The sequence below is a fragment of the Citrobacter sp. Awk 4 genome (genome assembly GCF_028069725.1).
Lineage (GTDB): Bacteria > Pseudomonadota > Gammaproteobacteria > Enterobacterales > Enterobacteriaceae > Citrobacter_D.
The window spans coordinates 53,329-79,842 of record NZ_JANEWG010000020.1 but is presented as its reverse complement, the minus strand read 5'-3'; the positions used below and the strand labels follow the sequence as shown (position 1 = coordinate 79,842).

Sequence of the window (26,514 nt, the reverse complement as noted above, 5' to 3'; positions counted from 1 at the left end):
GGTCATCCTCTCAGACCAGCTAGGGATCGTCGCCTAGGTGAGCCGTTACCCCACCTACTAGCTAATCCCATCTGGGCACATCCGATGGCAAGAGGCCCGAAGGTCCCCCTCTTTGGTCTTGCGACATTATGCGGTATTAGCTACCGTTTCCAGTAGTTATCCCCCTCCATCGGGCAGTTTCCCAGACATTACTCACCCGTCCGCCACTCGTCACCCGGGGAGCAAGCTCCCCTGTGCTACCGTTCGACTTGCATGTGTTAGGCCTGCCGCCAGCGTTCAATCTGAGCCATGATCAAACTCTTCAATTTAAGTTTGATGCTCGTGAATTAAACTTCGTAATGAATTACGTGTTCACTCAGAGACTTGGTATTCATTTTTCGTCCGGGGACGTTAAGAATCCATGTCACTTTGAGTGCCCACACAGATTGTCTGATAAATTGTTAAAGAGCAGTGCCGCTTCGCTTTTTCTCAGCGGCGCGGGGTGTACATATTACGCCATCCCGCTACAGAGTCAAGCCTTTATTTTTGCTTTCTCTGCTGAAGTTCTCAGTGGAACCCCGCTGACCCGGCGGCTTGCGTGCCGTTGTTCCGTGTCAGTGGAGGCGCATTATAGGGGGTTATTTCCGGCTGACAAGCGGAAATTTAAAATAATCTTCTGAGTGCTTATTTTTTATTCTTTACGACTACTTTGACGACGAATTGCTGGTTAATTGTGCGATTTCACGGGCGAAAATCGCCACTTGTTCCCAGTCGGTATAGACCACTTCTTTACTCGTGTCCGTTTCACCGCCTGACATCTTCATAATGAGCTTAATCATAATGCGGTCATACCAGCGATAACGAGGATAACGAAGCGCCCCCGCAATCACAGCGCAACGATCGGGACGCCACGGCGAGTTCAGCAGAAACTTGCGCGCATAGCTATTTGTCTGCGGCGTGCGCTTTTCCGGTTTACGCGCAACAAGATTCACCGAGTAGAACGCACTCGGCATGGCGTTCAATCTTGCAGAATGTGTCTTCACGAACTCCTGGAAAGCGGCATGATAGTGACCGTAGCGAATAGACGCCCCAATCACAACGCGATCATAACTTTGCCAGTCCGGCTCCTCAGTTCGATGAAGATTAACGACATCCGCCCAGATCCCCAGCTCTTTTAATTCAGAAGCCAGATACGAGGCGATCTCGCGCGTTTGTCCATCCCGGGTTGAGAAGAGAATGAGTGTTTTCACGTGTTACTCCATTATTCACGCCAGAAAGTGGGGGTAAACAGTACCAGCAAAGTGAAGACTTCCAGACGACCAAACAACATATTGGCGATCAGGATCCATTTCGCAACAGGATTCATGCTGGCAAAGTTGTCTGCAACGACGCCAAGTCCTGGTCCCAGGTTGTTGAGCGTTGCGACAACAGAAGCAAATGCAGAGAAGTCATCCACACCGGTTGCGATAATAGCCAGCATACTGACGATAAAGACTAATGCATAAGCAGAGAAGAAGCCCCAAACAGCTTCGAGGATACGTTCCGGCAGCGCACGGTTCCCCAACTTTATGCTGTACACCGCGTTCGGGTGAACCAGTCGCTTCAGTTCGCGATTCCCCTGCTTAAACAGCAACAGAATGCGGATAACCTTCAGGCCACCGCCGGTTGATCCCGCACAACCGCCGATAAATGCAGAGCACAGCAGAAGAACAGGCAGAAAGAGCGGCCAGCGCGCAATGCTGTCCGTCGTAAACCCGGCAGTTGTCGCCATTGACACCACCTGGAAAAAAGCCTGGTTTAGCGTTGTTAGCGCCGAAGCGTAGGTATTGTGGATCCATAAAACCAGTGTGCAGATGACCACCAGCGTCAGCTGTACGCCAATAAACATCCGAAACTCCGGATCGCGCCAGTAAACCTTCAGGCTACGCCCGCTTAATAAAGAGAAGTGCAGGCCGTAGTTACAACCGGAGATCAGTAAGAAGATAGCAATAATGGTATTGATAGCCGGGCTGTCAAAATACCCCACGCTGGCATCATGCGTGGAAAAACCGCCAATGGCGATGGTGGCAAAGCTGTGCCCAATGGCATCAAAGGCGGGCATACCCGCAAACCACAGCGCCAGCGCACATGCCACGGTCAGTAACACATAAATCAGCCACAGGGTTTTTGCTGTTTCGGCAATGCGTGGACGCATTTTGTTGTCCTTCAGCGGCCCAGGCATTTCGGCACGATAAAGCTGCATCCCCCCAACGCCGAGAATAGGAAGAATAGCCACCGCCAGGACGATGATCCCCATACCGCCAAACCATTGCAGCATCTGGCGATAAAAAAGAATGGCATGTGGCAGCGAATCAAGCCCCACCAGCGTGGTCGCGCCGGTTGTCGTTAACCCGGAAAAGGATTCAAAAAACGCATCTGTAATGGTGAGGTTCGGTTGTTCAGAAAAGATAAACGGCAGCGCACCCACGCTGCCCAACACGGTCCAGAACAGAACCACGATGAGAAACCCTTCGCGGGATTTCAGCTCGCCCTTCTCCCGGCGGTTTGGCCACCACAGTAAAGAACCAATTGCCAACGCGACAAAGAACGTTTGTGTAAAGGCCCGACCCGCTCCATCACGGTAGATCAACGCAACCAACCCTGGGAGAATCATTGTCCCCGAAAATAAGATGACCAGTAGTCCAACGATTCGGGTAATGGCGCGAAAATGCATCTCTGCCGCTTCCTTTGTTCTAAAAATGAGGTGGGGATTATTCTGCAATCGCTAATAATTGCAATGAACCACGGCTAAAATCCGCCAGTTTTGCTGTAAATTCATCCACTTTTGCATAAGGAAGCGCCACCCGTAGCAGGACATACGCCTGATAATCGCTGGTAACGATCTTACCGGAAAACTGCCCCAGTAATGCTTCAATCCCGGTCAACTGACCATATTCACACTGCAAAGTATATTCGGTTAATGGCGTCTTGCGTTGCGTGGTTAACTGTCTCAGCGCCTGATTCACCCCGCCGCCGTAGGCCTTCACCAACCCCCCAGTACCCAACAAAATACCGCCATAGTAGCGAACCACCACGGCGGTAATCTCACCGACACCGCTGCCCATCAATTGTGCCAGCATCGGTTTCCCTGCCGTGCCCGCCGGTTCGCCGTCATCCGAGAAACCCAACTGCTGCGAGTCGTCTGGCGCACCCGCCACCCACGCAACACAATGGTGGCGAGCAGCCGGGTGTTCCGCTCTGACAGACTCCACAAACGCTTTCGCCGCTTCTACGCCGTCCGTATGGGCCAACAGCGTAATAAAGCGGCTCTTTTTGATCTCTTCAACAACAGTGACCGGAGATGCAGGGATTAACCAACTGTCCATTACGCCAGTTTCAAATCACGCGTCATGTTTTCAACGTTGTTTTCGTGGATCACTACGTTGTCTTCAATACGAATGCCGCCAAAGGGTTTCAGCGCTTCGATTTTCTGCCAGTTGAAGTGTTTGCTGAATTGTCCTTCACGCCACGGCGCCAACAGTGACTCGATAAAATAAAGACCCGGCTCAATGGTTAATACCATTCCCGGTTCGAGCACACGAGTGCAACGCAAATAAGGGTATTTCGACGGCGCAGCAAGATGCGTTCCGGTATCATCCTGCATAAAACCCGCCACATCATGTACCTGCAGACCCAGCGGATGACCAATACCGTGCGGCATAAACGGCCCGGTGAGATCGTTTTCCACCATTGCCTCTTCGCTCATGCCGGTCACAAGCTGATGCTTACGTAACAGCTTCGCGATGCGCTGATGGAACTGAATGTGATAATCCACATAGCTCATCCCAGCCTTCATCGTGGCAATCAGCGCCAGCTGTTCGTCATTCACATCTTTAACCAGTTGAGCATAGTCATTATCGCTGTTGGCAGACCAGGTACGCGTCAGGTCAGCCGCATAACCGTTGTACTCTGCGCCTGCATCTAACAGGAAGCTGCGAATTTCAGACGGCGCCTGATGATCCAGCTTCGTGTAATGCAGGACGGATGCATGTTCGTTAAGCGCGACAATGTTGCTATACGGTACATCGGTGTCACGATGCCCGGTCGCCGTCAGATAAGCCAGGTTGATGTCAAACTCGCTCATACCGGAACGGAAAGCCTCTTCCGCTGCACGGTGACCGCTCACCGCCATTTTCTGCGCTTCACGCATGCAGGCCAGTTCATAATCCGTTTTATAGGAACGGTAATAATGCAGGTAGTCGATCACCCCTTTCGGGTTGATGTTGCTGGCCGCAATATCCAGCTGTAATGCACGTTCTGGCACTGGGCCAATATAAGCAATGTTGCCGCGTGCGGCTGGCAACTGGCTACCAATGCCGTCGGCTTTTGGCAGCGCAATGATTTCAACGTCTTCGGTCCAGAAAGAGGTCGGCAGCGGCTCAACGTTGTGCCAGTAATCGACCGGCAGATAGAACCACAGTTTTGGCTTGTTTACGCCATCTACCAGCAACCAGCAATTGGGCACCTGCGTCACCGGCACCCAGGCTTTAAACTGCGGATTGACCTTGAACGGATACGGATGATCGTCGAGGAAGACGTTGAACAGTTCGCCAGAGTGAATAAGTAACGCATCCAGCTTAAAACGCGCCAGTGCGTCGCGGGTCCGTTCCTGTAAGGTAACAATATGATTTTTATAGAGTGCGGCCAGTGATTCCATTTTTTTCCCTTCTGTTTTTGACCTCAAGTCTTCGCATCTTAGCACATCGTATTGTGGCTGAGTGATTTCTGCCGAGCGTGATCGAATCGTCATTTTTTTAATCAGTCATTTGCATTTTATTAACATAAAATACACACTCGCTTAATCTGGTATGACCAGATCACCTTGCAGATTCAGGAGACTGACATGCTTTACAAAGGCGACACCCTGTACCTCGACTGGCTGGAAAATGGCATCGCCGAACTGGTGTTCGATGCTCCAGGCTCGGTCAACAAACTCGACACTGCAACCGTCGCCAGCCTCGGCCATGCGCTTGACGTGCTGGAAAAGCAAACAGATTTAAAAGGGCTGCTGCTACGTTCCAATAAAGCAGCCTTTATTGTCGGTGCAGATATCACCGAATTCCTTTCACTGTTTCTCGTTCCCGAGGAGCAGTTAAGCCAGTGGCTGCATTTTGCCAACAGCGTCTTTAACCGTCTGGAAGATTTGCCCGTCCCTACCCTTTCCGCCGTCAACGGCTATGCGCTGGGCGGCGGTTGCGAATGCGTTCTGGCGACCGACTACCGCCTGGCGACGCCAGACCTGCGTATCGGTTTGCCGGAAACGAAACTGGGGATCATGCCTGGTTTTGGCGGTTCCGTCCGTATGCCACGTATGTTGGGCGCGGACAGCGCGCTGGAGATCATTGCGGCAGGTAAAGATGTGGGCGCCGAGCAGGCACTGAAAATCGGTTTGGTCGATGGCGTGGTGAAGCCAGAGAAATTGATTGATGGCGCTCTGGCTGTGCTTCATCAGGCGATCAACAGTGACCTTGACTGGAAAGCCAAACGTCAGCCGAAGCTCGAGCCGCTGAAACTCAGCAAAATTGAAGCTGCAATGAGCTTCACCATCGCCAAAGGGATGGTCGCGCAAACCGCAGGTAAACATTACCCGGCGCCGATCACCGCGGTGAAGACGATTGAAGCCGCTGCCCGCTTTGGTCGTGAAGAAGCGTTGAAACTGGAAAACCAAAGTTTTGTCCCGCTGGCGCACACCAATGAAGCCCGCGCACTGGTCGGTATCTTCCTCAACGATCAGTTCGTTAAGGCCAAAGCGAAGACGCTGACCAAAGACGTTGCAACACCGAAGCAGGCTGCCGTACTGGGTGCCGGTATCATGGGTGGGGGTATCGCTTATCAGTCCGCCTGGAAAGGCGTACCGGTGATAATGAAAGATATCAACGACAAATCGCTTACCCTCGGTATGACAGAAGCCGCCAAGTTGCTGAACAAACAGCTTGAACGCAGTAAGATCGACGGTCTGAAAATGGCGGGCGTCATTTCCACTATTCACCCAACGCTGGACTATGCCGGTTTTGAGCGCGTCGACGTGGTGGTGGAAGCGGTCGTTGAGAACCCGAAAGTGAAAAAAGCCGTACTGGCAGAGACGGAAGATAAAGTCCGTCCGGACACCGTGCTGGCTTCCAATACCTCCACCATTCCCATTAGCGAACTGGCAAGCGTCCTGAAGCGCCCGGAAAATTTCTGCGGTATGCACTTCTTCAACCCGGTTCACCGGATGCCGCTGGTTGAGATCATTCGCGGTGAGAAAAGTTCGGATGAAACCATCGCCAAAGTGGTGTCCTGGGCCAGTAAGATGGGCAAGACACCGATTGTGGTAAACGACTGCCCTGGCTTCTTTGTTAACCGCGTACTGTTCCCGTATTTCGCCGGCTTCAGTCAGTTGCTGCGTGACGGCGCAGATTTCCGCAAAGTCGACAAAGTCATGGAAAAACAGTTCGGTTGGCCAATGGGCCCGGCGTACCTGCTGGATGTCGTGGGCATTGATACCGCACACCACGCGCAGGCGGTGATGGCAGCCGGCTTCCCACAGCGTATGCAGAAAGACTATCGCGACGCTATCGATGCGCTGTTTGAGACTAACCGTTACGGCCAGAAAAATGGTCTGGGCTTCTGGCGCTATACAGAAGACAGCAAAGGTAAGCCGAAGAAAGAAGAAGACGCCACCGTAGACAACCTGTTGGCTGACGTCAGCAAAGCGAAGCGTGATTTCAGCGACGAAGAGATTATCGCCCGCATGATGATCCCAATGGTCAACGAAGTGGTGCGTTGCCTGGAGGAAGGCATCATTTCCAGCCCGGCGGAAGCCGATATGGCGCTGGTTTACGGTCTGGGATTCCCTCCGTTCCACGGCGGCGCGTTCCGCTGGCTGGACACGCTCGGCAGCGCGAAATATCTCGATATGGCGCAACAGTATCAGCATCTCGGCCCGATGTATGAAGTGCCGGAAGGTCTGCGTAACAAAGCGCGCCATAACGAACCGTACTATCCCCCGGTTGAGCCTGCCCGTCCGGTTGGCGACCTGAAAACGGCTTAAGGAGTCACAATGGAACAGGTTGTAATTGTTGATGCGATCCGTACCCCGATGGGCCGTTCGAAAGGAGGTGCGTTTCGTAACGTGCGAGCAGAAGATCTCTCCGCACACTTAATGCGTAGCCTGCTGGCACGTAACCCGGCGCTGGAACCCGCGGCACTTGACGATATTTATTGGGGTTGTGTACAGCAAACGCTGGAACAGGGCTTCAACATTGCCCGTAACGCCGCGCTGCTGGCGGAAGTCCCGCACTATGTCCCTGCGGTCACCGTCAACCGTCTGTGTGGTTCATCAATGCAGGCACTCCACGACGCCGCGCGCATGATCATGACCGGCGATGCGCACGCGTGTCTGATCGGCGGTGTGGAACACATGGGCCATGTGCCAATGAGTCACGGCGTCGATTTCCACCCCGGCTTAAGCCGCAATGTAGCGAAAGCCGCGGGCATGATGGGATTAACGGCGGAAATGCTCTCTCGCATGCACGGTATCAGCCGAGAAATGCAGGATGCCTTCGCTGCACGTTCACACGCCCGCGCCTGGGCGGCCACGCAGTTCGGCGCCTTTAAAAACGAAATCATCCCGACCAGCGGTCATGATGCCGACGGCGTGCTGAAGCAGTTTAACTACGATGAAGTGATCCGCCCGGAAACCACCGTCGAAGCATTGTCCACGCTACGACCAGCGTTTGATCCGGTCAGCGGTACGGTCACCGCAGGCACGTCTTCTGCCCTCTCCGATGGCGCTGCCGCCATGTTGGTGATGAGCGAAAGTCGTGCACGTGAACTGGGTCTGAAACCGCGCGCACGCATTCGCTCAATGGCCGTCGTGGGCTGCGACCCTTCAATCATGGGCTATGGTCCTGTGCCAGCCTCAAAACTGGCACTGAAAAAAGCAGGGCTTTCAACCAGTGATATCGGCTTGTTTGAGATGAACGAAGCGTTCGCCGCCCAGATCCTGCCGTGCATTAAAGATCTTGGGCTCATGGAGCAGATCGACGAGAAGATCAACCTGAATGGCGGCGCCATCGCCCTGGGTCATCCGCTCGGTTGTTCTGGCGCGCGTATTAGCACCACGCTACTGAACCTGATGGAACGCAAAGACGTACAGTTTGGCCTGGCAACGATGTGTATCGGATTGGGTCAGGGAATTGCGACGGTGTTTGAGCGGGTTTGACCAGGATAACGTAGGCCCGATAAGCAACGCGCCACCGGGCAAAATGCCGGGGGCGCTTCGCTTGCCCGGCCTACAACAGTGTTATCTCAAAGCCATTGGTGCCAATGGCGAAGAAAAACAGTTTAGTTGCCGTTCTTCCCGCCTGTCAGGGGCGGGTTTTTTATTGCGTTAAATAAAGGCGAAGGCATCGCCAAACAGACGGTCTTCCCGCGCGCTACGCTCGTTGCAGAACAGGTCACGAGCGATTTTCGCCATCTCAAAACGTCCAGCGATGTAGATATCATGTCCCGCCAGCGTACCATGATCCTGTAAGACCGCCGTTAATACCGTTCCCGTACGGCCACGCCATTTCGCTTCCGGTTGCTCAACCACCGGCTCAATACGCAGATTAGGATGATTGACCGAAAGCGCTTGCAGCTCAGAGAGATCGTAAAGATGTTTTTCTTCCCGACCGCCCCAATAAATAGTGACATCACGTTGCGGATTACGCGCCAGCGCCGTCAGCAGAATTGAACGCACGTAAGAGAATCCGGTTCCTCCGGCGATCAGGATCAGCGGACGCTCTTCATCATCACGTAGCCAGGCTTCACCGTGCGGCATATCCACCACGATTTCTCTGTCTTTTAGGATTCGGTCCATCACTGCCATGGCATACAGATTGAGTTCCGAGGCACCGATGTGCAACTCAATAAACCCTTGCTCATCCGGCGTGGATGCCATAGAAAACGGACGCTTATCCCGCTCGTCCATCACCACCATCAAATACTGACCAGCGCGAAATGAAAACGCCGCGTCTGGCACTAAACGTACGCGATATACGGTATCGGTGATAGCTTCTACCGAGGTCACTTTACAGCTTAAGGTTGTCATGCGCTCCCTCTGTCGGGTCTATAGGGCAAAACGATCGCGCCTCAGGCGCCTTTACCGTTGTTGAAGATGGCCAGCTCGTCCCAGATCGCATCGATACGCGCGGTAACATCAGGATCTTTTTTAATGGGACGCCCCCACTCACGTTGGGTTTCGCCGGGCCATTTGTTGGTGGCATCCAGCCCCATTTTTGAACCAAGCCCAGAGATTGGCGAGGCAAAATCCAGATAATCAATTGGCGTATTTTCTACCAGCACGGTGTCCCGGGCCGGGTCCATACGGGTAGTGATCGCCCAAATGACATCATTCCAGTCGCGTGCGTTGACATCATCATCGCAGACGATAACAAATTTGGTGTACATAAACTGGCGTAAAAATGACCACACCCCCATCATGACGCGCTTGGCATGACCGGCGTACTGTTTTTTAATTGTCACCACGGCCAGTCGATAAGAGCAGCCTTCTGGCGGCAGATAAAAATCGACGATTTCCGGAAACTGCTTTTGCAAAATGGGAACGAAGACTTCATTTAGCGCCACACCCAGCACCGCCGGTTCGTCTGGCGGTCGGCCGGTGTACGTCGAATGATAGATAGCATCTTCACGCTGCGTTACGTGCGTCACGGTAAAGACCGGAAAGCTATCTACTTCATTGTAGTAGCCAGTATGGTCGCCATAAGGACCTTCCGGCGCCAGTTCTCCCGGCTCGATATAGCCTTCCAGCACAATTTCCGCACTGGCAGGGACTTCAAGATCGTTGGAAATACATTTGACGACTTCCGTCTTTGTGCCACGTAACAGACCTGCAAAGGCATATTCCGAGAGAGTATCAGGCACTGGCGTTACCGCACCGAGAATCGTCGCTGGATCGGCGCCCAGCGCAACCGCCACCGGGAAACGTTCACCGGGATGGGCAGCGCACCACTCCTGAAAATCCAGCGCGCCGCCGCGATGAGATAACCAACGCATGATCAGTTTGTTCTTGCCAATCAACTGCTGGCGATAGATACCGAGATTCTGCCGCTCTTTGTGTGGACCACGCGTCACCGTAAGACCCCAGGTAATGAGCGGGGCGGCATCTTCCGGCCAACAGGTCATGACAGGAATGCGGTTTAAATCCACCTCTGAACCAGAGAACACTTTCTGCTGACAGGGCGCGCCGCGCAGACGCTTTGTTGGCATATTGAGGACTTGTTTGAACTGCGGAAGTTTATCAAACAGATCGCGAAACCCTTTCGGCGGTTCCGGCTCTTTTAAAAACGCCAATAACTTACCCACTTCCCGTAGAGCAGAAACATCCTCCTGCCCCATCCCCATAGCAACACGCTTCGGCGTACCAAAAAGGTTACACAGCACCGGCATTGAATAGCCTTTGGGATTTTCAAACAACAGGGCAGGCCCACCGGCACGCAGCGTGCGGTCAGCAATTTCGGTGATTTCCAGATGAGGATCGACCTCAAGCGAGATGCGCTTGAGCTCGCCCTGCTGTTCAAGCAGCGTCAGGAAGTCGCGTAAATCGTGATATTTCATGGCGTCCATTATGGCCTCTTCGTAAGCGCCTCATTATACGGCGTTCATCATCGTGATGCTGTATTTTTGTTAAATTAGCGTGAACTTCGGCGAAGCAAGCAAACCCGGGGATTATAATTAACTTAACGCATCGCTTTTGCTATGCTTGCGCCCCGAATAAGGAAATAAGAGTCATTATGCAATCCTGGTATTTACTGTACTGCAAACGCGGGCAACTTCAGCGTGCCCAGGAACACCTCGAAAGACAGGCGGTGAATTGCCTGACGCCGATGATCACCCTGGAAAAAATAGTACGCGGTAAACGTACCACGGTCAGTGAGCCTCTTTTCCCTAATTATCTGTTCGTCGAGTTTGATCCAGAAGTGATTCATACCACGACGATCAACGCCACGCGCGGCGTCAGCCATTTCGTTCGATTTGGCGCACACCCTGCAACGGTCCCCTCCAGCGTGATTCATCAGCTTTCGATCTACAAACCTCACGATATTGTCGACCCGGAAACGCCTTATCCTGGTGACAGCGTGCTCATCACAGAAGGGGCGTTCGAGGGACTGAGGGCGATCTTTACCGAACCCGATGGCGAAGCCCGTTCAATGTTACTGCTCAATCTGTTGAATAAAGAGGTTAAGCAGAGCGTAAAAAATACCGGATTTCGTAAGATTTAAAACGCGATCCCAAACAGCGCTCTGACGTTATCGTCTGTTATTGCCGCCAGGTGTTGCGGATCGTCTCCACGCCACGTCGCGATACGCTCAAGAATATGCGGCAACCAGGCGGGTTCGTTACGTCTTGATGCAGGCTTGGGGGAGATGTCCCGGGGCAGAAGATACGGCGCGTCCGTCTCAATCAGCAGTTTTTCTGCCGGAATAAAGGGTAATAACTCACGTAGCTCAAGCCCTCTGCGCTCATCACACACCCACCCCGTGATGCCAATATAAAGCCCTCTGTCCACACACTCCTGCATCTCCTGGCGAGAGCCAGTAAAACAATGCAGTACAGCGCCAGGCAGTTTATCCAGCCAGGGTTCCAGCAGCGTCAAAAAACGAGTATGCGCATCGCGGCAGTGCATGAAAACAGGCATCTGTAATTCTGCGGCAATGTGCAACTGCGCCAGAAAGGCCCGCTCCTGCTCTTGCGGCGTGGAGAAATTGCGATTGAAATCCAGACCGCATTCGCCAATTGCCACAACTTCTGGCAGGCCAGCCAGCGCGACTATCGCCTCTTCGGTTGATGTTTGCCAGTGGCTACTATCATGCGGATGAACACCAGCCGTCGACCAGCAACGCGTATATTGCCGCGCCAGCGCTTGCGCTTGCTGGCTTTCGTGCAGGTTGGTGCCTGTCAGAAGCATGCCATCCACACCCGCAGCAAGGCTACGCGATACGACCTCGTCGCGATCTTTTGCAAACTGCGAGCTGGTTAAATTTACCCCGATGTCAAACATGCTGTCTCCAATACGACAACCGCCCTGACGGGCGGTTGATTTTATTCTTCAGGTTTCTCTGCTTTCTCAGCGTTTTCAGCTTTCTCGTTCTCAGCCTCGTTGTCTTCGTCTCGCGTTTGTCGTTTACCCACATAGAAACGAGAGAAAAAGACGCCAACTTCAAACAAGCAATACATCGGTATCGCCAACAGCGTTTGCGAGAAGACATCAGGCGGAGTCAGCAACATCCCCACAACGAACGCGCCGACCAAAACATAAGGGCGTTTCTTGCGTAAATCTTCGGGGGTCGTTACTCCCATCCAGCAAAGCAACACAATGGCGACCGGAACCTCAAAGGAGATGCCGAATGCCATAAATAGCGCCATCACAAAGCTGAGATAACTGGCGATATCGGTAGAAACCTGTACGCCTTGCGGTGCTGTGTTAGCCAGAAAACCAAATGCCAGCGGGAAGACCACAAAGTAGGCGAACGCCATACCGATGTAGAAAAGCAGTGAACTGGAGACCAGCAGCGGCATGACAAGACGGCGTTCGTGCTTATACAGCGCAGGAGCAATAAACGCCCACACCTGGTACAGGATCACCGGCGCTGACAAAATCAACGACACCATGAAGGTGAGTTTTATCGGGGTGAAAAACGGCGAGGCCACATCTGTGGCAATCATCGTTGCTCCCTGAGGCAACTGTTTGATCAGCGGCGCAGCAACCAGATGATAAATGTCGTTGGCAAAGTAAACCAACGCCAGAAAAATCACGATGACCGCAATAATGCAGTTCAGAAGGCGCTTACGCAGCTCAATCAGATGCGTAATAAGGGGTTGAGTATCATCTACAGCCATGTTTACGGTTTATCACTCGGCGAAGGGGAGGATTCGAGAACAGGCGCGGCGGATTTCTTTTCTGCGTCCGTCGCGTTTGCGGAAACGGTCTCCGTCGGCGCAGGCGTTGCAGCAGCCGTCTCCGGTTTCTGTTCCGGTGAACTGGCCTGTGTTTCAGCGGTGGCAGGGGTGACACCCTCGTGCTGCGCTTCGTTCCCTTTCACCACCGGATTATGGATGGTGTGCACTTCGTCACTCGACTTTTCAGGATCGTTAGCACTGTAGGAACGTTTCATTGACTCCGCAGCCTGACGAAGTTCATCCATTGATGCCTTCAGTTCAGGGGTCAGGGTATCCAGGCTCGCCTTTTCAACCTTCTTCAGGCTGTCCTGAAACTCCTGGAGCTTAAGCTCCTGAGTCAGTTCGTTCTGAACTGTGGTTGCAAGGGATCGCAATGCGCGAACCCAGCCCGCTACCGTTTTTACCGCTATAGGTAAGCGTTGAGGCCCCAGAACGATGAGGCCAATGACAAACACCAATAGCAGTTCGCTAAAACCGATATCAAACACGAATTATACCTGCTCTTTATCGTGGCTCTTGGCGTCTTCTTTTTTAGGTTCGCTTTGCTTATCTGCGATAGATTTAGCAGTAAAATCAGCGTCCTGACTGGTTTTATCCTGCTTCGTATCATCATCGCCCATGGCTTTTTTGAAACCCTTAATTGACGCGCCAAGATCGGAACCGATGGAGCCGAGCTTTTTGGTGCCAAATAGCAGTACAACGATGACGGCAATGATCAACAACTGCCAAATACTGATACCACCCATACATGTTCCTCTGTGATAGATGATGAATTATTAAGGTCGCATTATACGTTACACAACCTACCTTGAGCGATGAAAAAATCAGCGCGTTTTACGCCAACCGATAATCCAGGCAACCAGACCACCCGCCATTAACCAACCGGGCATCAAACCCCATTCGGGACGGTTGATGAGCAGGAATGTTCCACTTAACAATAAGGTGGCACCAATTCCCAATAAATAACGGGATTGTCCCTGGCGTACGTGATTCGCCTGAAGCTCGCGCGCAATCTTATCAACACTGTGTTGTAAATATTTGCCCTGGCGCAAACTGTCATACACCAATTCAGGTAATTCTGGCATTTTTTCGACCCAGAACGGGGCTTTTTCCTTAAATGCCCTCACCAGTGCAGGAATACCGACCTGATCTTTAATCCAGGATTCGAGGAATGGCTTGGCGGTTTTCCACAGATCAAGTTGCGGATAAAGCTGTCGTCCAACACCTTCAACATACAGCAAGGTCTTCTGCAGCAATACCAACTGTGGCTGAACTTCCATATTAAACCGACGTGCTGTGTTAAACAGATTCAACAACACGTGGCCAAAGGAGATTTCCGCCAGCGGTTTTTCAAAGATTGGCTCACAGACAGTACGAATGGCAAACTCAAACTCTTCAACATTGGTGTCTGCTGGAACCCAACCGGAGTCCACATGCAGCTCCGCGACCTTACGGTAATCACGATTAAAGAACGCGATGAAGTTCTCCGCCAGGTAGCGCTTATCTTCTTTATTCAGTGAGCCGACAATCCCACAATCAATGCCAATGTATTTGGGGTTTTCAGGATGCTCATAGCTAACAAAAATATTCCCCGGATGCATGTCCGCATGGAAAAAACTGTCGCGAAAGACCTGGGTAAAAAAGACCTGTACTCCACGCTCAGCCAGAAGCTTCATGTTGGTGCCGTTCTTCTCCAGCGTCACCACATCCGAGACGGGAATGCCGTAAATCCGCTCCATAACCATCATATTTTGGCTACAGTAATCGGAATAGACTTCCGGGATGTAGAGCATCGGACTGCCGTCAAAATTCCGCCGCAGTTGAATGGCGTTGGCAGATTCACGCAACAGATTAAGTTCATCAATCAGCGTTTTTTCATACTCTCGCACCACTTCGGTCGGGCGCAGACGACGACCATCCGGCAATAAACGCGGTACCCAGCGAGCAAGTCGATAGATTAACTTCATGTCCGCTTTGATAACCGGCAGAATGTCCGGGCGGATCACTTTAATCACCACCTCTTTGCCATTCGATTTCAGACGCGCGGTGTGCACCTGAGCAATCGATGCAGAGGCCAATGGCTGTATTTCAAAATCATCAAACCAGGCATCGACAGGCAATCCTCCCATCGCTTCCTCAATTTGTGCTTTGGCGAGATTTCCATCAAACGGGGCAACCCGGTCCTGCAGTAACGCAAGCTGATCGGCGATATGAGGAGGGAAAAGGTCACGGCGAGTGGAAAGCATTTGACCAAATTTGATCCACACCGGCCCTAATTCCTGCAAAGCCAGTCTTAGTCGCTCTCCCAGCGGTTTGTCTTTGTGCTTATTCGGCATCCAGAACAATGTGTAACGCCATAACCGAAGCGGCAGCGTAATACGCATTTTGGGGATGAGTTCATCAAGGCCGTAACTTAAAAAGGTGCGAACGATGAAATAAAGGCGCCGTACTTCACCTGGCGTCATTTGGCCTCCAGTTTTTCCAGCCGTTGAGCCAACTCTTCGACCGCACGCTCCACGGCGGCTGTTTCTTCTGCAAACCAGGCAACTTCAAGCGGTCCGGGAGCCATGCGCCACTCTTCAGTGATCGCTTCAGCGATATAACGTTGCTGGCGTTGAACCCCGTGACACAGAAATTTCGCCCCACCGCGCAACGCTTTACTGATCCCCTCCGCGGCAATGTCGCCGGTGTAGGGAGCCAGTAGCTCCGCAGGATCGAACTCAGCCAGATCGGCCAGCGCAACAAAATTCTGCACCACCTGAATATCACCCTGCACTTCCAGTTCACCACTGCGGATTAGCGTAGTGAGTTGCTGCCGGTCGCGTAATTTTGGCAATACGCTGGCATGCGTTATCACTGTACAGTCGGCCCCACCTTCCCATGCCCCCAGTACATCGACCTGGCGTTCACTGAACACCAATACTAATGGCGTCGAAAATCCTTTCAGCTCTACACGCAGTACTTTGCCTTGCAAGCGCATCCGCGCTGGCTTTAGTGCAGACGAACGGTACAGAAAGGTGTTGAGCAAACTTTCGATTCCTGCGGTCACTAAGGGTTTAAAAGGCATCCCCGATCTCCTGTCAGAACTTGTAACCACGATGCAGGGCAACAACACCAGCCGTCAGGTTGTAATAGTCGACGCTTTCAAATCCGGCGTCCTGCATCATCACTTTTAAGGTGTCCTGATCAGGATGCATACGAATGGACTCAGCAAGATAACGGTAACTTTCCGCATCACTCGCGACCATCGAACCAATTCGCGGCAGGATATGGAATGAATACGCATCATAGGCTTTGCTCAACGGTTCAATGATGGGTTTGGAGAACTCCAGCACCAACAAACGGCCGCCCGGTTTCAAAACGCGATACATCGAACGCAATGCTTTATCTTTATCGGTTACATTACGTAGCCCGAACGAAATAGTAATGCAATCAAAGGTATTGTCCGGGAAAGGCAATGCTTCCGCATTCGCCTGAACGTACTCAACGTTGCCAATGACGCCGATATTACGCAGCTTCTCACGTCCCATCTTGAGCATTGAGTCGTTAATATCCGCCAGGATGACGTTACCTGTCTCACCCACCATACGTGAAAACTTAGCGGTCAGGTCGCCCGTACCGCCCGCCAGATCCAGAACGGTCTGCCCACGTCGAACACCGCTACAATCAATGGTGAAGCGCTTCCACAAACGATGAATGCCAAATGACATTAAGTCATTCATGACGTCGTATTTTGACGCCACAGAATGAAAAACGTGGGCCACCATCTCAGCTTTCTGCTCTTTAGCGACGGTCTGAAAGCCAAAGTGCGTCGTTTCTTGTGAATCTTCCACCATCTCAGTGCCTGCTCATCAATAAAATGTTCGAGAAGTGTAACAGATTGGGGCAATTTGCCCTACCCTTCTACTGGGTTCAACTACCCCGAATGGGCTAGCGTGATTGCTGCTTTACCCCCTCATCATCAGGGTAAGCTGCGTCCTGTGCCTGCTCTGGAACAGAGCGTAAACGGTACTCTTCATCCTGCGTTGTGGCTTGTTCAACCAAATCCGGATTGATTTCGCGTTTAATTTCCACCCCCAACCCGCGAAAAGCCTCCGCCTGGGCCAGTACGTTTCCACGGCCTGAGGAGAGTTTTTTCATCGCCTGCCGATAGTTGTCCTGCGCCTTATCCAGACTCTGGCCAATAGACGACATATCATCGACAAACAGCCGCATTTTGTCATAGAGCTTGCTGGCCCGATCGGCAATTTGCTGGGCATTACGGCTTTGATGTTCATAGCGCCACAGGTTGGCGATTGTACGTAGCGCCACCAACAGAGTCGTTGGGCTGACCAGCATAATATTATTTTTAAGTGCTTCGGTAATCAGTTCGGGCTGTTTGTCCAACGCCAGCAGAAAAGCAGGTTCGACAGGGATAAACATCAGGACATAGTCCAGCGAGCGCAGTCCCGGCAACTGTTGATAATCCTTACGACCCAGCAAACGGATATGATTGCGAACCGAAGCAATGTGTTCCTGCATCGCACTTTCGCGGGTGTAATCATCTTGTGCGTTAAAATAGCGCTCGTAAGCAACCAGCGTCATTTTGGCGTCAATCACGACGTCTTTACCCTGCGGTAGACGCACAATCACATCCGGTTGCATTCGGGAACGGGCATCGTTCTCAATGCTCACCTGCGTTTCGTATTCATAACCTTCACGCAGACCCGATGCCTCCAGCACACGCGTCAACACCACTTCTCCCCAGTTACCCTGGGTTTTGTTGTCGCCTTTGAGCGCACGCGTCAGGTTTACCGCTTCCTGAGCCATCTGTGCATTCAACTGCTGGAGATTGCGAATTTCATGCGCCAGAGTGTGGCGTTCCCGCGCTTCCTGACCAAAGCTGTCCTGCACCTGACGCCGAAAACCATCTAACTGTTCCCGCAGTGGCGTAAGCAGGCCGTTAAGGCTTTGGCGATTTTGCTCATCAACCCGGCGGTTGCTTTGCTCAAATATCCGGTTTGCCAGGTTTTCGAACTGCTCGCTCAGACGCTGTTCGCTATTGATCATCTGGCGGATTTTGTCTTCTGCATGCTGCTGTGTGGCTTCCATGCGGGTGGTGACTTCACGCAGGTCAGCTTCCAGGGAGGTATTAATACTACGCAGACTGCGTAACTCATTGTTGAGAAGCTCGCATTCATCGCGCCAGTGATCACTCAAAGCAAGCTGCTGTTTTGTTGCGCTTAAATCCGCAACCAGTTCTTCGCGCTCGGCAAATTGTTCGGCTTTCTGATGCGCATGCTGGTAGCTGGCCATCAACCAGCCCAACGCAATGCCCACCAATGCGATAACCGCATAAACAATGATTGAGATATCCACAACGCCTCCTGCATAAACGACGTAAGTCTGATGAAACAGACTTTACCCGCACAAAATAGAATTGTGCTGTATAAACGTCCAGTTTAAAAGGAATTTCCTGCGAGGGGCTACGCAAAATAAAAAGGCCGAACGCGTCGGCCTTTTACAAAAGAAGAGAGAATTACAGCAGACGACGCGCCGCTTCCACCACAATTTTCACTGCGTGGCTTTCTGTTTGCTTCATCGTTTCTGCATTGGGAATCTCTTGCTGGGTGCGGTTGACGATAACGCCCGCCACCATACCGGCACGCAGACCCTGGCTTGCACACATGGTCAGCAGCGTTGCGGATTCCATTTCGTAGTTCATAACTCCCATTGACTGCCACTCTTCCATGGAGCCTTTGAAGTTGCGGACTACGCGACCAGAGAAGGTATCGTAACGTTCCTGGCCTGGATAGAAGGTGTCGGAAGACGCCGTGACGCCAATGTGCGTCGTCGCGCCAACGGATTTCGCCGCTTCAACCAGCGCGGTGGTACAGGCAAAGTCCGCCACGGCCGGGAACTCCATCGGCGCAAAATGCAGGCTCGCGCCGTCCAGACGAACAGAAGCGGTGGTGACCAGTACGTCGCCAACGTTAATGTGCGGTTGAATCGCGCCGGTAGTGCCAATACGCAGGAAAGTACGAATGCCCAACTGTGCCAGTTCTTCCACAGCAATAGAGGTAGACGGGCCGCCAATACCGGTAGAGCAAACAATCACTGCTTTACCATCCAGCTCAGCACGCCACGTAGTGAACTCGCGATGAGATGCCAACTTAACCGGCCTTTCCATCAGCGCGGCGATCTTTTCCACACGCTCTGGATCGCCAGGGACGATAGCCAGTGTAGCCCCTTGCAAATCGTTTTTAGTGAGGCCGAGATGAAAAACATCAGACTTGGACATGTACAACTCCTCTGTGAATGGGTTTTGTCAGAAGAAGCAAAAAGACACTCTACCGAAGGACTAAAAACATTTTCGTGACAATCATCACTGTGATGTAAATAAGTTGCATTGAATTTCCATAAAATAGAGATCCAAATCACACAAACCTATCGATATTACTCACCGTTGCACAAAAGATAGACCGTTTCAGGCAATGTGATTTGTTGCATGATGTCTATATTTAACATTGCGCTAATTTTCTTAAGGGTACGGAGAATACCATGACAAAGACACAACAACCGGGTTTTGCACCTGCAGCTTCACCTCTTGCCTCTACCATTGTTCATACGACGGATGACGCCATCATCGCTGGACTGACGTCGATTCCCTCTCAGGGCGATGATATGCCGGCATATCACGCCCGCCCTAAAAACAGTAACGGCGCACTGCCGATTGTCATCGTGGTACAAGAAATTTTTGGCATGCATGAACATATTCGCGACGTTTGCCGCCGCCTGGCACTGGACGGGTTTCTGGCTATCGCACCAGAGCTCTATTTCCGCGAAGGCGATCCCAACGATTTTGCCGATATTCCTACGTTACTGAGCGGTCTGGTGGCCAAAGTTCCTGATTCGCAAGTGCTGGCGGATCTGGATCATGTCGCCAGTTGGGCTTCCCGCAACGGCGGTGATGTCCATCGCCTGATGATTACCGGTTTTTGTTGGGGTGGCCGTATTACCTGGCTGTATGCCGCACATAATCCACAGTTAAAGGCTGCCGTGGCGTGGTACGGCAAACTGGTGGGCGACAAAACGCTGAACTCCCCGAAACAGCCCGTGGATATCACGACTGATCTGAACGCCCCCGTTCTGGGGCTGTACGGCGGGCAAGACACCAGTATTCCCGTTGATTCTGTGGAAACCATGCGTCAGGCACTCCGAGCCGCCAACGCAAAAGCAGAGATTGTCGTCTATCCGGATGCGGGGCATGCGTTTAATGCGGATTACCGTCCGAGCTATCACGAAGAATCCGCGAAAGATGGCTGGCAGAGAATGCTGGAGTGGTTTGCGCAGTATGGAAGTAAAAAGTAATTCCAGGTCGGGTGAGGCAAAGCCCCCCCCCGCCAAAATGCCCGGTGGCGCTTTCGCCTACCGGGCCTGGAGTACTACCCCTGGCGCAAATTCTGCGCCGCTTGCACCATGTTCGCCAGCGCGGCACGGGTTTCCGGCCAGCCGCGGGTTTTCAGGCCGCAGTCCGGGTTCACCCACAGACGCTGTGCCGGAATACGCTGTTCAGCTTTCTTCAGCAGAGCTTCAATCCACTCCACGCTCGGTACGTTCGGCGAGTGAATGTCGTACACGCCCGGTCCGATTTCGTTCGGGTAATCAAACTCTTCGAATGACTCCAGCAGTTCCATGTCGGAACGCGAGGTTTCGATGGTGATCACGTCGGCGTCCAGCGCGGCAATCGAATCCATGATGTCGTTAAACTCGCAGTAACACATGTGGGTGTGGATCTGGGTGTCATCCTTCGCCACGGAGGCGTTGATGCGGAAGGCTTCCACGCCCCACTCCAGATACGCCGCCCAGTCGCTGCGACGTAACGGTAAGCCTTCGCGCAGCGCCGGTTCGTCGATCTGAATGATGCCAATGCCTGCTGCTTCCAGATCCGCCACTTCATCACGAAGCGCCAGCGCAATCTGTTTAGCGATGGTTTCGCGGGTTACGTCTTCTCGCGGGAAGGACCAGCAAAGAATGGTCACCGGACCAGTCAACATCCCTTTCACCGGTTTGTCGGTCAGAGACTGCGCGAACGATGCCCACTCCACGGTGATAGCTTCCGGGCGGCTAACGTCGCCAATCACTACCGGCGGTTTCACGCAGCGGGAACCGTAGCTCTGCACCCAACCGTTCTGGGTAAAGACGAAGCCGTCGAGGTGCTCGCCAAAGTATTCCACCATGTCATTACGTTCGGCTTCACCGTGAACCAGTACGTCGAGGCCCAGACGTTCCTGTTCAACAATCGCCTGTTTGATGTGTTCCGCGATGCCGGTGCGGTAGTTATTGGCGTCGAGGTTGCCCTTTTTGAAGTCCAGACGCAGGCCGCGAATTTCGGTGGTTTGTGGGAAGGAGCCGATAGTGGTGGTCGGCCAGGCAGGCAGTTTAAAACGCGCACGCTGGGCTTCGGCACGCACTTCATAGGCATTCGCACGCTGGCTGTCCTGGGCGGTAATCGCCGCCAGACGTTTTTCTACTGCCGCATTGTGAACGCGAGTGGAATGACGACGCGCCTGAATCGGGGCACTCCATTCCGCCAGTTTTGCGGTGTCGCCGCTGTTCAGCGCATCACGCAGCAACGCCAGCTCGCCACATTTTTGCAGGGCGAAGGCGAACCAGCTTTTCACTTCGGCATCCAGACGCGTTTCCACGCTGAGATCGATCGGGCTGTGCAGCAGCGAGCAGGAAGAGGCGACCCACAGGGAACGTTTGCCCACGATGTCTTTAATCTGCGCGTATTTCTCAGTGAGATCGGCGCGCCAGACGTTACGACCATTCACCAGCCCGGCAGAAAGCAGCCACTCGGACGGCAGACGCTTGTGCAGTTCTGCAACGTCATCTTTCCCATGTATCAGGTCAACGTGCAGACCCTGCACCGGCAGCGCGGTAATGGTGTCGAGGTTTGGCGTCACGCCTTCAAAATAGGTGGTCAGCAGCAGTTTCACCTGACCCGTGAGCGCATCATACGCGGGTTTATAAGCCTCCAGCCATTCCTGCGGCAGCTCCAGCACCAGCGCCGGTTCATCAATTTGTACCCACTCAACGCCACGTTTTGCCAGTTCCACCAGCACCTGTTGGTACACCGGTAGAATGTCGTTCAGCAGACTGAGGCGGTCAAACTGTTCGCCCTTCACTTTGCCCAACCACAGATATGTCAACGGGCCCAATAACACAGGTTTTACCTTGTGACCGAGTGCGCGCGCCTCATCCACTTCGTCCAGCAGTTGCGTCCAGGTCAGTTTGAACTGCTGGCCTTTCACAAACTCCGGCACCATGTAGTGATAGTTGGTGTTAAACCATTTGGTCATTTCAGCCGCTGCCGCCGGTTCGCCGGTTGGCGCACGACCGCGACCAATGCGGAACAGGGTATCGATATCCACCGATCCATCGTTGTTCTGATGACGAGCCGGAACGTTACCCAAGAGCAGGCTGGTGGTCAGAACATGGTCGTACCAGGCAAAATCGCCTACCGGCAGCAGATCGATACCTGCTTGCTTCTGCTGATCCCAATGGCGAGCGCGCAGTTCGCGCCCAACCGCCAGCAGCGCTTCACGAGATGTCGTGCCCGCCCAGTAGCTCTCTTGTGCTTTTTTCAGCTCGCGACGCAGGCCAACGCGAGGGAAACCGAGGGTGTGATTCAATATTGTCATTATATGCCCCTTGTGGAATTTTTAGTATTTAGCCATCCAGATGTTTACACATCCATAATGTAAATGTAATGTGTATTCCTCAAGCGCAATTTGTTCATGCCGAAGTGAAGGACTTTCATGATCGAAATTAAACACCTGAAAACGCTACAGGCGTTGCGGAATAGTGGTTCGCTGGCCGCCGCCGCGGCTACGTTGCATCAAACCCAATCCGCCCTGTCTCACCAGTTCAGCGATCTGGAGCAGCGCCTCGGTTTCCGACTCTTTGTGCGTAAAAGCCAGCCGCTGCGTTTTACGCCACAGGGAGAGATTCTCCTGCAGCTGGCGAACCAGGTGCTGCCGCAGATTAGCCGGGCGCTTCAGGCATGTAACGAACCGCAACAGACCCGGCTACGTATCGCTATTGAATGTCATAGCTGCATTCAATGGCTGACTCCGGCACTGGAGAATTTCCGCGCGAAATGGCCGCAGGTGGAGATGGATTTCAAATCCGGCGTGACGTTTGACCCCCAACCCGCATTGCAGCAGGACGAGCTGGATCTGGTGATGACCTCCGATATCCTGCCGCGCAGCGGGCTGCACTATTCGCCCATGTTTGATTTTGAAGTGCGTCTGGTGCTGGCGCCGGATCATCCGCTGGCCAGCAAGACGCTGATCACGCCGGAAGATCTCGCCAGTGAAACGCTGCTGATCTACCCGGTGCAGCGCAGCCGCCTAGATGTGTGGCGCCACTTCCTACAACCTGCGGGCGTTAGCCCGTCGTTGAAAAGCGTCGATAACACGCTACTGCTGATCCAAATGGTCGCGGCCAGAATGGGGATTGCTGCCTTGCCGCACTGGGTGGTGGAGAGTTTTGAGCGCCAGGGTCTGGTGGTGACCAAAACCCTGGGTGATGGATTGTGGAGCCGCCTCTACGCCGCCGTCCGCGACGGCGAACAACGGCAGCCGGTGACGGAAGCCTTTATTCGTTCAGCGCGGAACCACGCTTGCGATCATCTACCGTTTGTACGGAGCGCGGAGCGACCCAATAGCGATGTACCCACAGTGAGGCCAGTATCACCGTCGCCCCAATGATAAAGCTTGGCCAGTGGGGCTGTTCTTGCCAGATAGCAAGGTTGACCAGCAGCCCCGCAGGGACATGCACGTTATTCATGATGCCCAGTGTGCCTGCATCCACCTGCGTCGCCCCATAGTTCCACATAAAGTACCCCAGTCCGGAAGCCACCACGCCCAGCCAGACCAGAATGCCCCATTGTAACGGGGTCGTCGGGAGTTTGTGAGGATTCCCCAGCATAAACCAGGCGGCGACAGCCACCAGAAACGCCCCCATGTAAAACCAGGCAAACGCGTTGTGCTGAGGCATCGGGTGGATCTCCATCAACCGCTTGTAGCCCACCATCCCAATGGCAAAACTGATATTCGCCAGCTGTACCAGCAATAAACCGGTCCAGAAGTGATCGCTGACTTTGTCATAGCGAATGATCGCGGCCCCAATCACCGCCAACAGCGCGCTCAACACATAGCCCCAACGCAGCCTGCGCTTACTCAACAGATCGTAGATCAGCGTGATATACAGCGGTGTGAAGACGGTAAACAGTAAAAATTCAGAGACAGTCAGGTACAGGTAAGCACGGAAACTGAGCAGGTACATGATGCCCAGTTGCATCGCGCCGACCAGCATGTAGAGCACAATGGTTCGAGGCGACTGCCCGCGCGTGCGCAAAAACGGCAGGAAGACCAGCGCCGCCAGCCCCACACGCATCAGTACGGAAAAATAGCTGTCGACATGCCCGGCAAGATACTCGCCAATTAAGCTAAACGAAAAGGCCCACAGGATCGTGGTAATGATGAGTAGCGCCACAATGGATGTCTCTTTGAACAAGGAGCATCCATTGTAGCGGAGAGTTGAGTTGACAACTGGTCAACTAAAGAACAACTACATCAGGATAAAAACAGCTCACGCAGGTAATGCGGCACGGCGTCGTCAGCGTTGGTGCCGATCACGTCCAGTCCTGGATGCAGGTCTTTCAGGCGCTGGTGCGCATTGCCCATAATGCACCCTTTACCCGCCATGGAGAGCATCTCGGCGTCGTTCATGCCATCGCCAAAGGCAATGCAATCCTTCAGGCTGTAACCCATCGCTTTTGCGACGGCTTCCAGCGCATGCCCTTTCGAAACACCCCCGGCCATCACTTCCAGACACGTCAGCGTAGAGAAACTCACGTTGACACGATCGCCCCAACGCGCGTTTATCGCCTGCTCCAGCGGCAGCAGTTTTTCATGAGAATTGCAGGTGAAGAACACTTTGCTGATGCCTTCCGGCTCCAGTAAGCCGGGTTCAAACAGCGAATAATTGAAAACCGCCTCTTTGAAAAAACGCATCTCATCCGGACGATGGCGATTCATAAACCATTCGTCGTCGCGATATACGTTGGTGACAATATCCGGGTTGGTGTTCACCACGCCGAACAGATCGCTGGCAATGTCGCGATCCAGATTATGCGTAAACACCAGATTTCCATCAGGATCGTGTACTCGCGCCCCGTTGGAGGTGATCATGTAAGACCGAATCTCGAGGTTATCGCGGATTTGCCCTACGTCGACATGGTGACGCCCGGTCGCAAAAACAAAATTGACGCCACGGGCAGTCAACAGTTTCAGCGTCTCTTTAGCGTAAGGGGATAACGTGTGGTCGGGAGAGAGTAGCGTACCATCTAAATCAGACGCAACAACCTGATACATAAGAAAATTAAACCTCTATGCAAAGCGATTTTCGCTGGATGAATTATGCCTGTTGAAAAATTCAACAATAGCGTTGAGCGCGACTGAGCGCATTGCGTCCTTTTCAAAAAGGATCTCATGGTACGCGCCTTTGATAACAAGCGGCTGGCCTCCTTCTACAGGATGGCCTGCTGCGGCGCGGATTTCACAAAAACGGTCATGCATGCGGTTATCCACCACACGCTCTTCCTCTGCCTGGATGAGCAGCGTAGGCGTCGCATCGTCGCCCGCCCCTGCCAATACCTGTTCGCCAGCCTGAATACCTTCACGTACCCAGTGATATGTCGGTCCACCAACCCGCAGTTGCGGTTCGTCGGCATAAAAACGTAAGTTGCGGCGGTAACGTTGTCGGCTGTGGGTTAACGCATTCATGCTAAACGGCATCGCCCGCCAGCGACCCGTGCCAATCGCGTACCCTTCACGGATGCGTTGATGTCCTTCCGCCCAGTCGAGAATATGGCGCACCATAAACGAAGGCAGGCGCATCACAATACCAAACATCGGCGCACAAAGCGCGATGGCATCACAATGCGCGGGATGACGTTGCAGAAACAGGGTGGCAATTGCACCGCCCATGGAATGGGCGAGTATGTAGCGTTTTCGCCACGGTCCCGGTTGAACTTCCTTCTGCCAAAAGTCGGTTAAATCATCGACATAATCATTAAAACTCACCACATGCCCACGGTGCGTATCCGACAATAATCGCCCGGATCGCCCTTGCCCACGATGATCGATAATGAGCACATCAAAACCCGACTGAAACAGGTCATACGCCAGTTCGGCGTACTTTACATAGCTTTCAATACGGCCAGGACAAATCACGACCACACGATCATTGTTTTCTGCGCGAAAACGGACAAAGCGCACCGGAACATTGTCCACGCCCGTAAACTCCGCTTCCTCCCGCTGACGCCAGAAATCTGTCAGTGGTCCCATGGAAAAAGCGGCAAACGCGTTTTCTCTTGTTTCCCAATCTTTTTGCTGCTGAAACATCGGGTATCCAGCCTCGTTAACCACGTAAAATCGTTTTTTTTGTCATGTCTGACACAACACAGCAACAGTAGCGTATTGTGGCATAAAAATAGAC

24 protein-coding genes and 1 rRNA gene are annotated in these 26,514 nt (G+C 53.0%); 5 read left to right on the top strand and 20 right to left on the bottom strand.

Going from position 1 to position 26,514, the window contains the following annotated elements:
* The 5 genes from NNO04_RS10800 to pepQ form a co-directional block, all read right to left on the bottom strand.
* A 16S ribosomal RNA gene (locus tag NNO04_RS10800) occupies nt 1–308 on the bottom strand; the annotation flags it as partial.
* Nucleotides 309–683: 375 nt separating this feature from the next.
* Complete coding sequence (hemG, locus tag NNO04_RS10795) at nt 684–1,229, bottom strand: menaquinone-dependent protoporphyrinogen IX dehydrogenase (RefSeq protein ID WP_271444653.1); 546 nt, start codon at nt 1,227–1,229, stop codon at nt 684–686.
* Between the two features lie 11 nt (nt 1,230–1,240).
* Nucleotides 1,241–2,692: a Trk system potassium transporter TrkH gene (gene trkH, locus NNO04_RS10790; protein ID WP_203359433.1), complete on the bottom strand. Its 1,452-nt coding sequence runs from the start codon at nt 2,690–2,692 to the stop codon at nt 1,241–1,243.
* A 37-nt stretch (nt 2,693–2,729) separates the two neighbouring features.
* Nucleotides 2,730–3,344 carry an IMPACT family protein gene (locus tag NNO04_RS10785; protein ID WP_271444652.1) on the bottom strand — a complete coding sequence of 205 codons (615 nt, stop codon included), beginning with the start codon at nt 3,342–3,344 and terminating at the stop codon, nt 2,730–2,732.
* Entirely contained in the window at nt 3,344–4,675 is a 1,332-nt protein-coding gene (pepQ, locus tag NNO04_RS10780) for a Xaa-Pro dipeptidase (protein ID WP_271444651.1), read from the bottom strand. Before pepQ ends, NNO04_RS10785 begins: the two co-directional genes overlap by 1 nt.
* Nucleotides 4,676–4,861: 186 nt before the next feature.
* Here pepQ and fadB point away from each other — a divergent pair, with 186 nt between their 5' ends.
* Together fadB and fadA are read left to right on the top strand one after the other, a co-directional pair.
* Nucleotides 4,862–7,051, top strand: coding sequence for a fatty acid oxidation complex subunit alpha FadB (gene fadB, locus NNO04_RS10775; RefSeq protein ID WP_271444650.1), 2,190 nt, complete (start codon nt 4,862–4,864; stop codon nt 7,049–7,051).
* Between the two features lie 9 nt (nt 7,052–7,060).
* Nucleotides 7,061–8,224 carry an acetyl-CoA C-acyltransferase FadA gene (gene fadA / locus NNO04_RS10770; RefSeq protein WP_271444649.1) on the top strand — a complete coding sequence of 388 codons (1,164 nt, stop codon included), beginning with the start codon at nt 7,061–7,063 and terminating at the stop codon, nt 8,222–8,224.
* A 168-nt stretch (nt 8,225–8,392) separates the two neighbouring features.
* Here fadA and fre read toward each other — a convergent pair whose 3' ends face one another.
* Both fre and ubiD read right to left on the bottom strand, forming a co-directional pair.
* Complete coding sequence (gene fre, locus NNO04_RS10765; protein WP_271444648.1) at nt 8,393–9,094, bottom strand: NAD(P)H-flavin reductase; 702 nt, start codon at nt 9,092–9,094, stop codon at nt 8,393–8,395.
* Nucleotides 9,095–9,135: 41 nt separating this feature from the next.
* A complete protein-coding gene (gene ubiD / locus NNO04_RS10760; RefSeq protein WP_271444647.1) occupies nt 9,136–10,629 on the bottom strand; it encodes a 4-hydroxy-3-polyprenylbenzoate decarboxylase in 1,494 nt (497 codons plus the stop codon).
* 167 nt (nt 10,630–10,796) lie between these two features.
* On the opposite strand from ubiD, the gene rfaH reads away from it, so the two are divergent.
* Entirely contained in the window at nt 10,797–11,285 is a 489-nt protein-coding gene (gene rfaH, locus NNO04_RS10755) for a transcription/translation regulatory transformer protein RfaH (RefSeq protein WP_271444646.1), read from the top strand.
* Here rfaH and tatD read toward each other — a convergent pair.
* The 9 genes from tatD to udp form a co-directional block, all read right to left on the bottom strand.
* The gene (tatD, locus tag NNO04_RS10750; protein WP_271444645.1) at nt 11,282–12,064 is read right to left on the bottom strand and encodes a 3'-5' ssDNA/RNA exonuclease TatD; all 783 of its coding nucleotides are present in this window, start codon (nt 12,062–12,064) and stop codon (nt 11,282–11,284) included. The two genes, rfaH and tatD, sit on opposite strands and share 4 nt — an antisense overlap.
* Before the next feature lie 41 nt (nt 12,065–12,105).
* Complete coding sequence (tatC, locus tag NNO04_RS10745; protein ID WP_271444644.1) at nt 12,106–12,903, bottom strand: Sec-independent protein translocase subunit TatC; 798 nt, start codon at nt 12,901–12,903, stop codon at nt 12,106–12,108.
* A 2-nt stretch (nt 12,904–12,905) separates the two neighbouring features.
* Nucleotides 12,906–13,451: a Sec-independent protein translocase protein TatB gene (gene tatB / locus NNO04_RS10740; RefSeq protein WP_271444643.1), complete on the bottom strand. Its 546-nt coding sequence runs from the start codon at nt 13,449–13,451 to the stop codon at nt 12,906–12,908.
* Nucleotides 13,452–13,454: 3 nt separating this feature from the next.
* Entirely contained in the window at nt 13,455–13,709 is a 255-nt protein-coding gene (gene tatA / locus NNO04_RS10735) for a Sec-independent protein translocase subunit TatA (RefSeq protein ID WP_162380358.1), read from the bottom strand.
* Nucleotides 13,710–13,787: 78 nt separating this feature from the next.
* Nucleotides 13,788–15,428 carry a ubiquinone biosynthesis regulatory protein kinase UbiB gene (ubiB, locus tag NNO04_RS10730; RefSeq protein WP_271444642.1) on the bottom strand — a complete coding sequence of 547 codons (1,641 nt, stop codon included), beginning with the start codon at nt 15,426–15,428 and terminating at the stop codon, nt 13,788–13,790.
* Nucleotides 15,425–16,030 (bottom strand): ubiquinone biosynthesis protein UbiJ, encoded by a 606-nt coding sequence (gene ubiJ, locus NNO04_RS10725; RefSeq protein WP_271444641.1) that lies wholly within the window; start codon nt 16,028–16,030, stop codon nt 15,425–15,427. The genes ubiB and ubiJ overlap by 4 nt, the downstream gene beginning before the upstream one ends.
* Before the next feature lie 13 nt (nt 16,031–16,043).
* Entirely contained in the window at nt 16,044–16,799 is a 756-nt protein-coding gene (gene ubiE / locus NNO04_RS10720; protein WP_162380355.1) for a bifunctional demethylmenaquinone methyltransferase/2-methoxy-6-polyprenyl-1,4-benzoquinol methylase UbiE, read from the bottom strand.
* 94 nt (nt 16,800–16,893) lie between these two features.
* On the bottom strand, nt 16,894–18,321 hold the full coding sequence (rmuC, locus tag NNO04_RS10715; RefSeq protein ID WP_271444640.1) for a DNA recombination protein RmuC: 1,428 nt from the start codon (nt 18,319–18,321) through the stop codon (nt 16,894–16,896).
* 160 nt (nt 18,322–18,481) lie between these two features.
* Complete coding sequence (udp, locus tag NNO04_RS10710; RefSeq protein WP_271444639.1) at nt 18,482–19,243, bottom strand: uridine phosphorylase; 762 nt, start codon at nt 19,241–19,243, stop codon at nt 18,482–18,484.
* 260 nt (nt 19,244–19,503) lie between these two features.
* On the opposite strand from udp, the gene NNO04_RS10705 reads away from it, so the two are divergent.
* Complete coding sequence (locus NNO04_RS10705; protein WP_271444638.1) at nt 19,504–20,313, top strand: dienelactone hydrolase family protein; 810 nt, start codon at nt 19,504–19,506, stop codon at nt 20,311–20,313.
* A 74-nt stretch (nt 20,314–20,387) separates the two neighbouring features.
* Here the strand turns inward: NNO04_RS10705 and metE are convergent, their stop codons facing one another.
* Nucleotides 20,388–22,649, bottom strand: a complete 2,262-nt coding sequence (gene metE / locus NNO04_RS10700; RefSeq protein ID WP_271444637.1) for a 5-methyltetrahydropteroyltriglutamate--homocysteine S-methyltransferase — start codon at nt 22,647–22,649, stop codon at nt 20,388–20,390.
* Between the two features lie 117 nt (nt 22,650–22,766).
* Between metE and metR the strand changes: the two genes are divergently transcribed.
* Nucleotides 22,767–23,720: an HTH-type transcriptional regulator MetR gene (metR, locus tag NNO04_RS10695; RefSeq protein WP_271444636.1), complete on the top strand. Its 954-nt coding sequence runs from the start codon at nt 22,767–22,769 to the stop codon at nt 23,718–23,720.
* Here metR and NNO04_RS10690 read toward each other — a convergent pair.
* The 3 genes from NNO04_RS10690 to pldB form a co-directional block, all read right to left on the bottom strand.
* Nucleotides 23,608–24,507, bottom strand: coding sequence for a carboxylate/amino acid/amine transporter (locus tag NNO04_RS10690; RefSeq protein WP_271444658.1), 900 nt, complete (start codon nt 24,505–24,507; stop codon nt 23,608–23,610). The genes metR and NNO04_RS10690 overlap by 113 nt on opposite strands.
* Nucleotides 24,508–24,587: 80 nt before the next feature.
* Nucleotides 24,588–25,388 (bottom strand): sugar/pyridoxal phosphate phosphatase YigL, encoded by an 801-nt coding sequence (yigL, locus tag NNO04_RS10685; RefSeq protein ID WP_271444635.1) that lies wholly within the window; start codon nt 25,386–25,388, stop codon nt 24,588–24,590.
* A 15-nt stretch (nt 25,389–25,403) separates the two neighbouring features.
* Nucleotides 25,404–26,420 carry a lysophospholipase L2 gene (gene pldB / locus NNO04_RS10680; RefSeq protein WP_271444634.1) on the bottom strand — a complete coding sequence of 339 codons (1,017 nt, stop codon included), beginning with the start codon at nt 26,418–26,420 and terminating at the stop codon, nt 25,404–25,406.
* Nucleotides 26,421–26,514 lie beyond the last annotated feature (94 nt).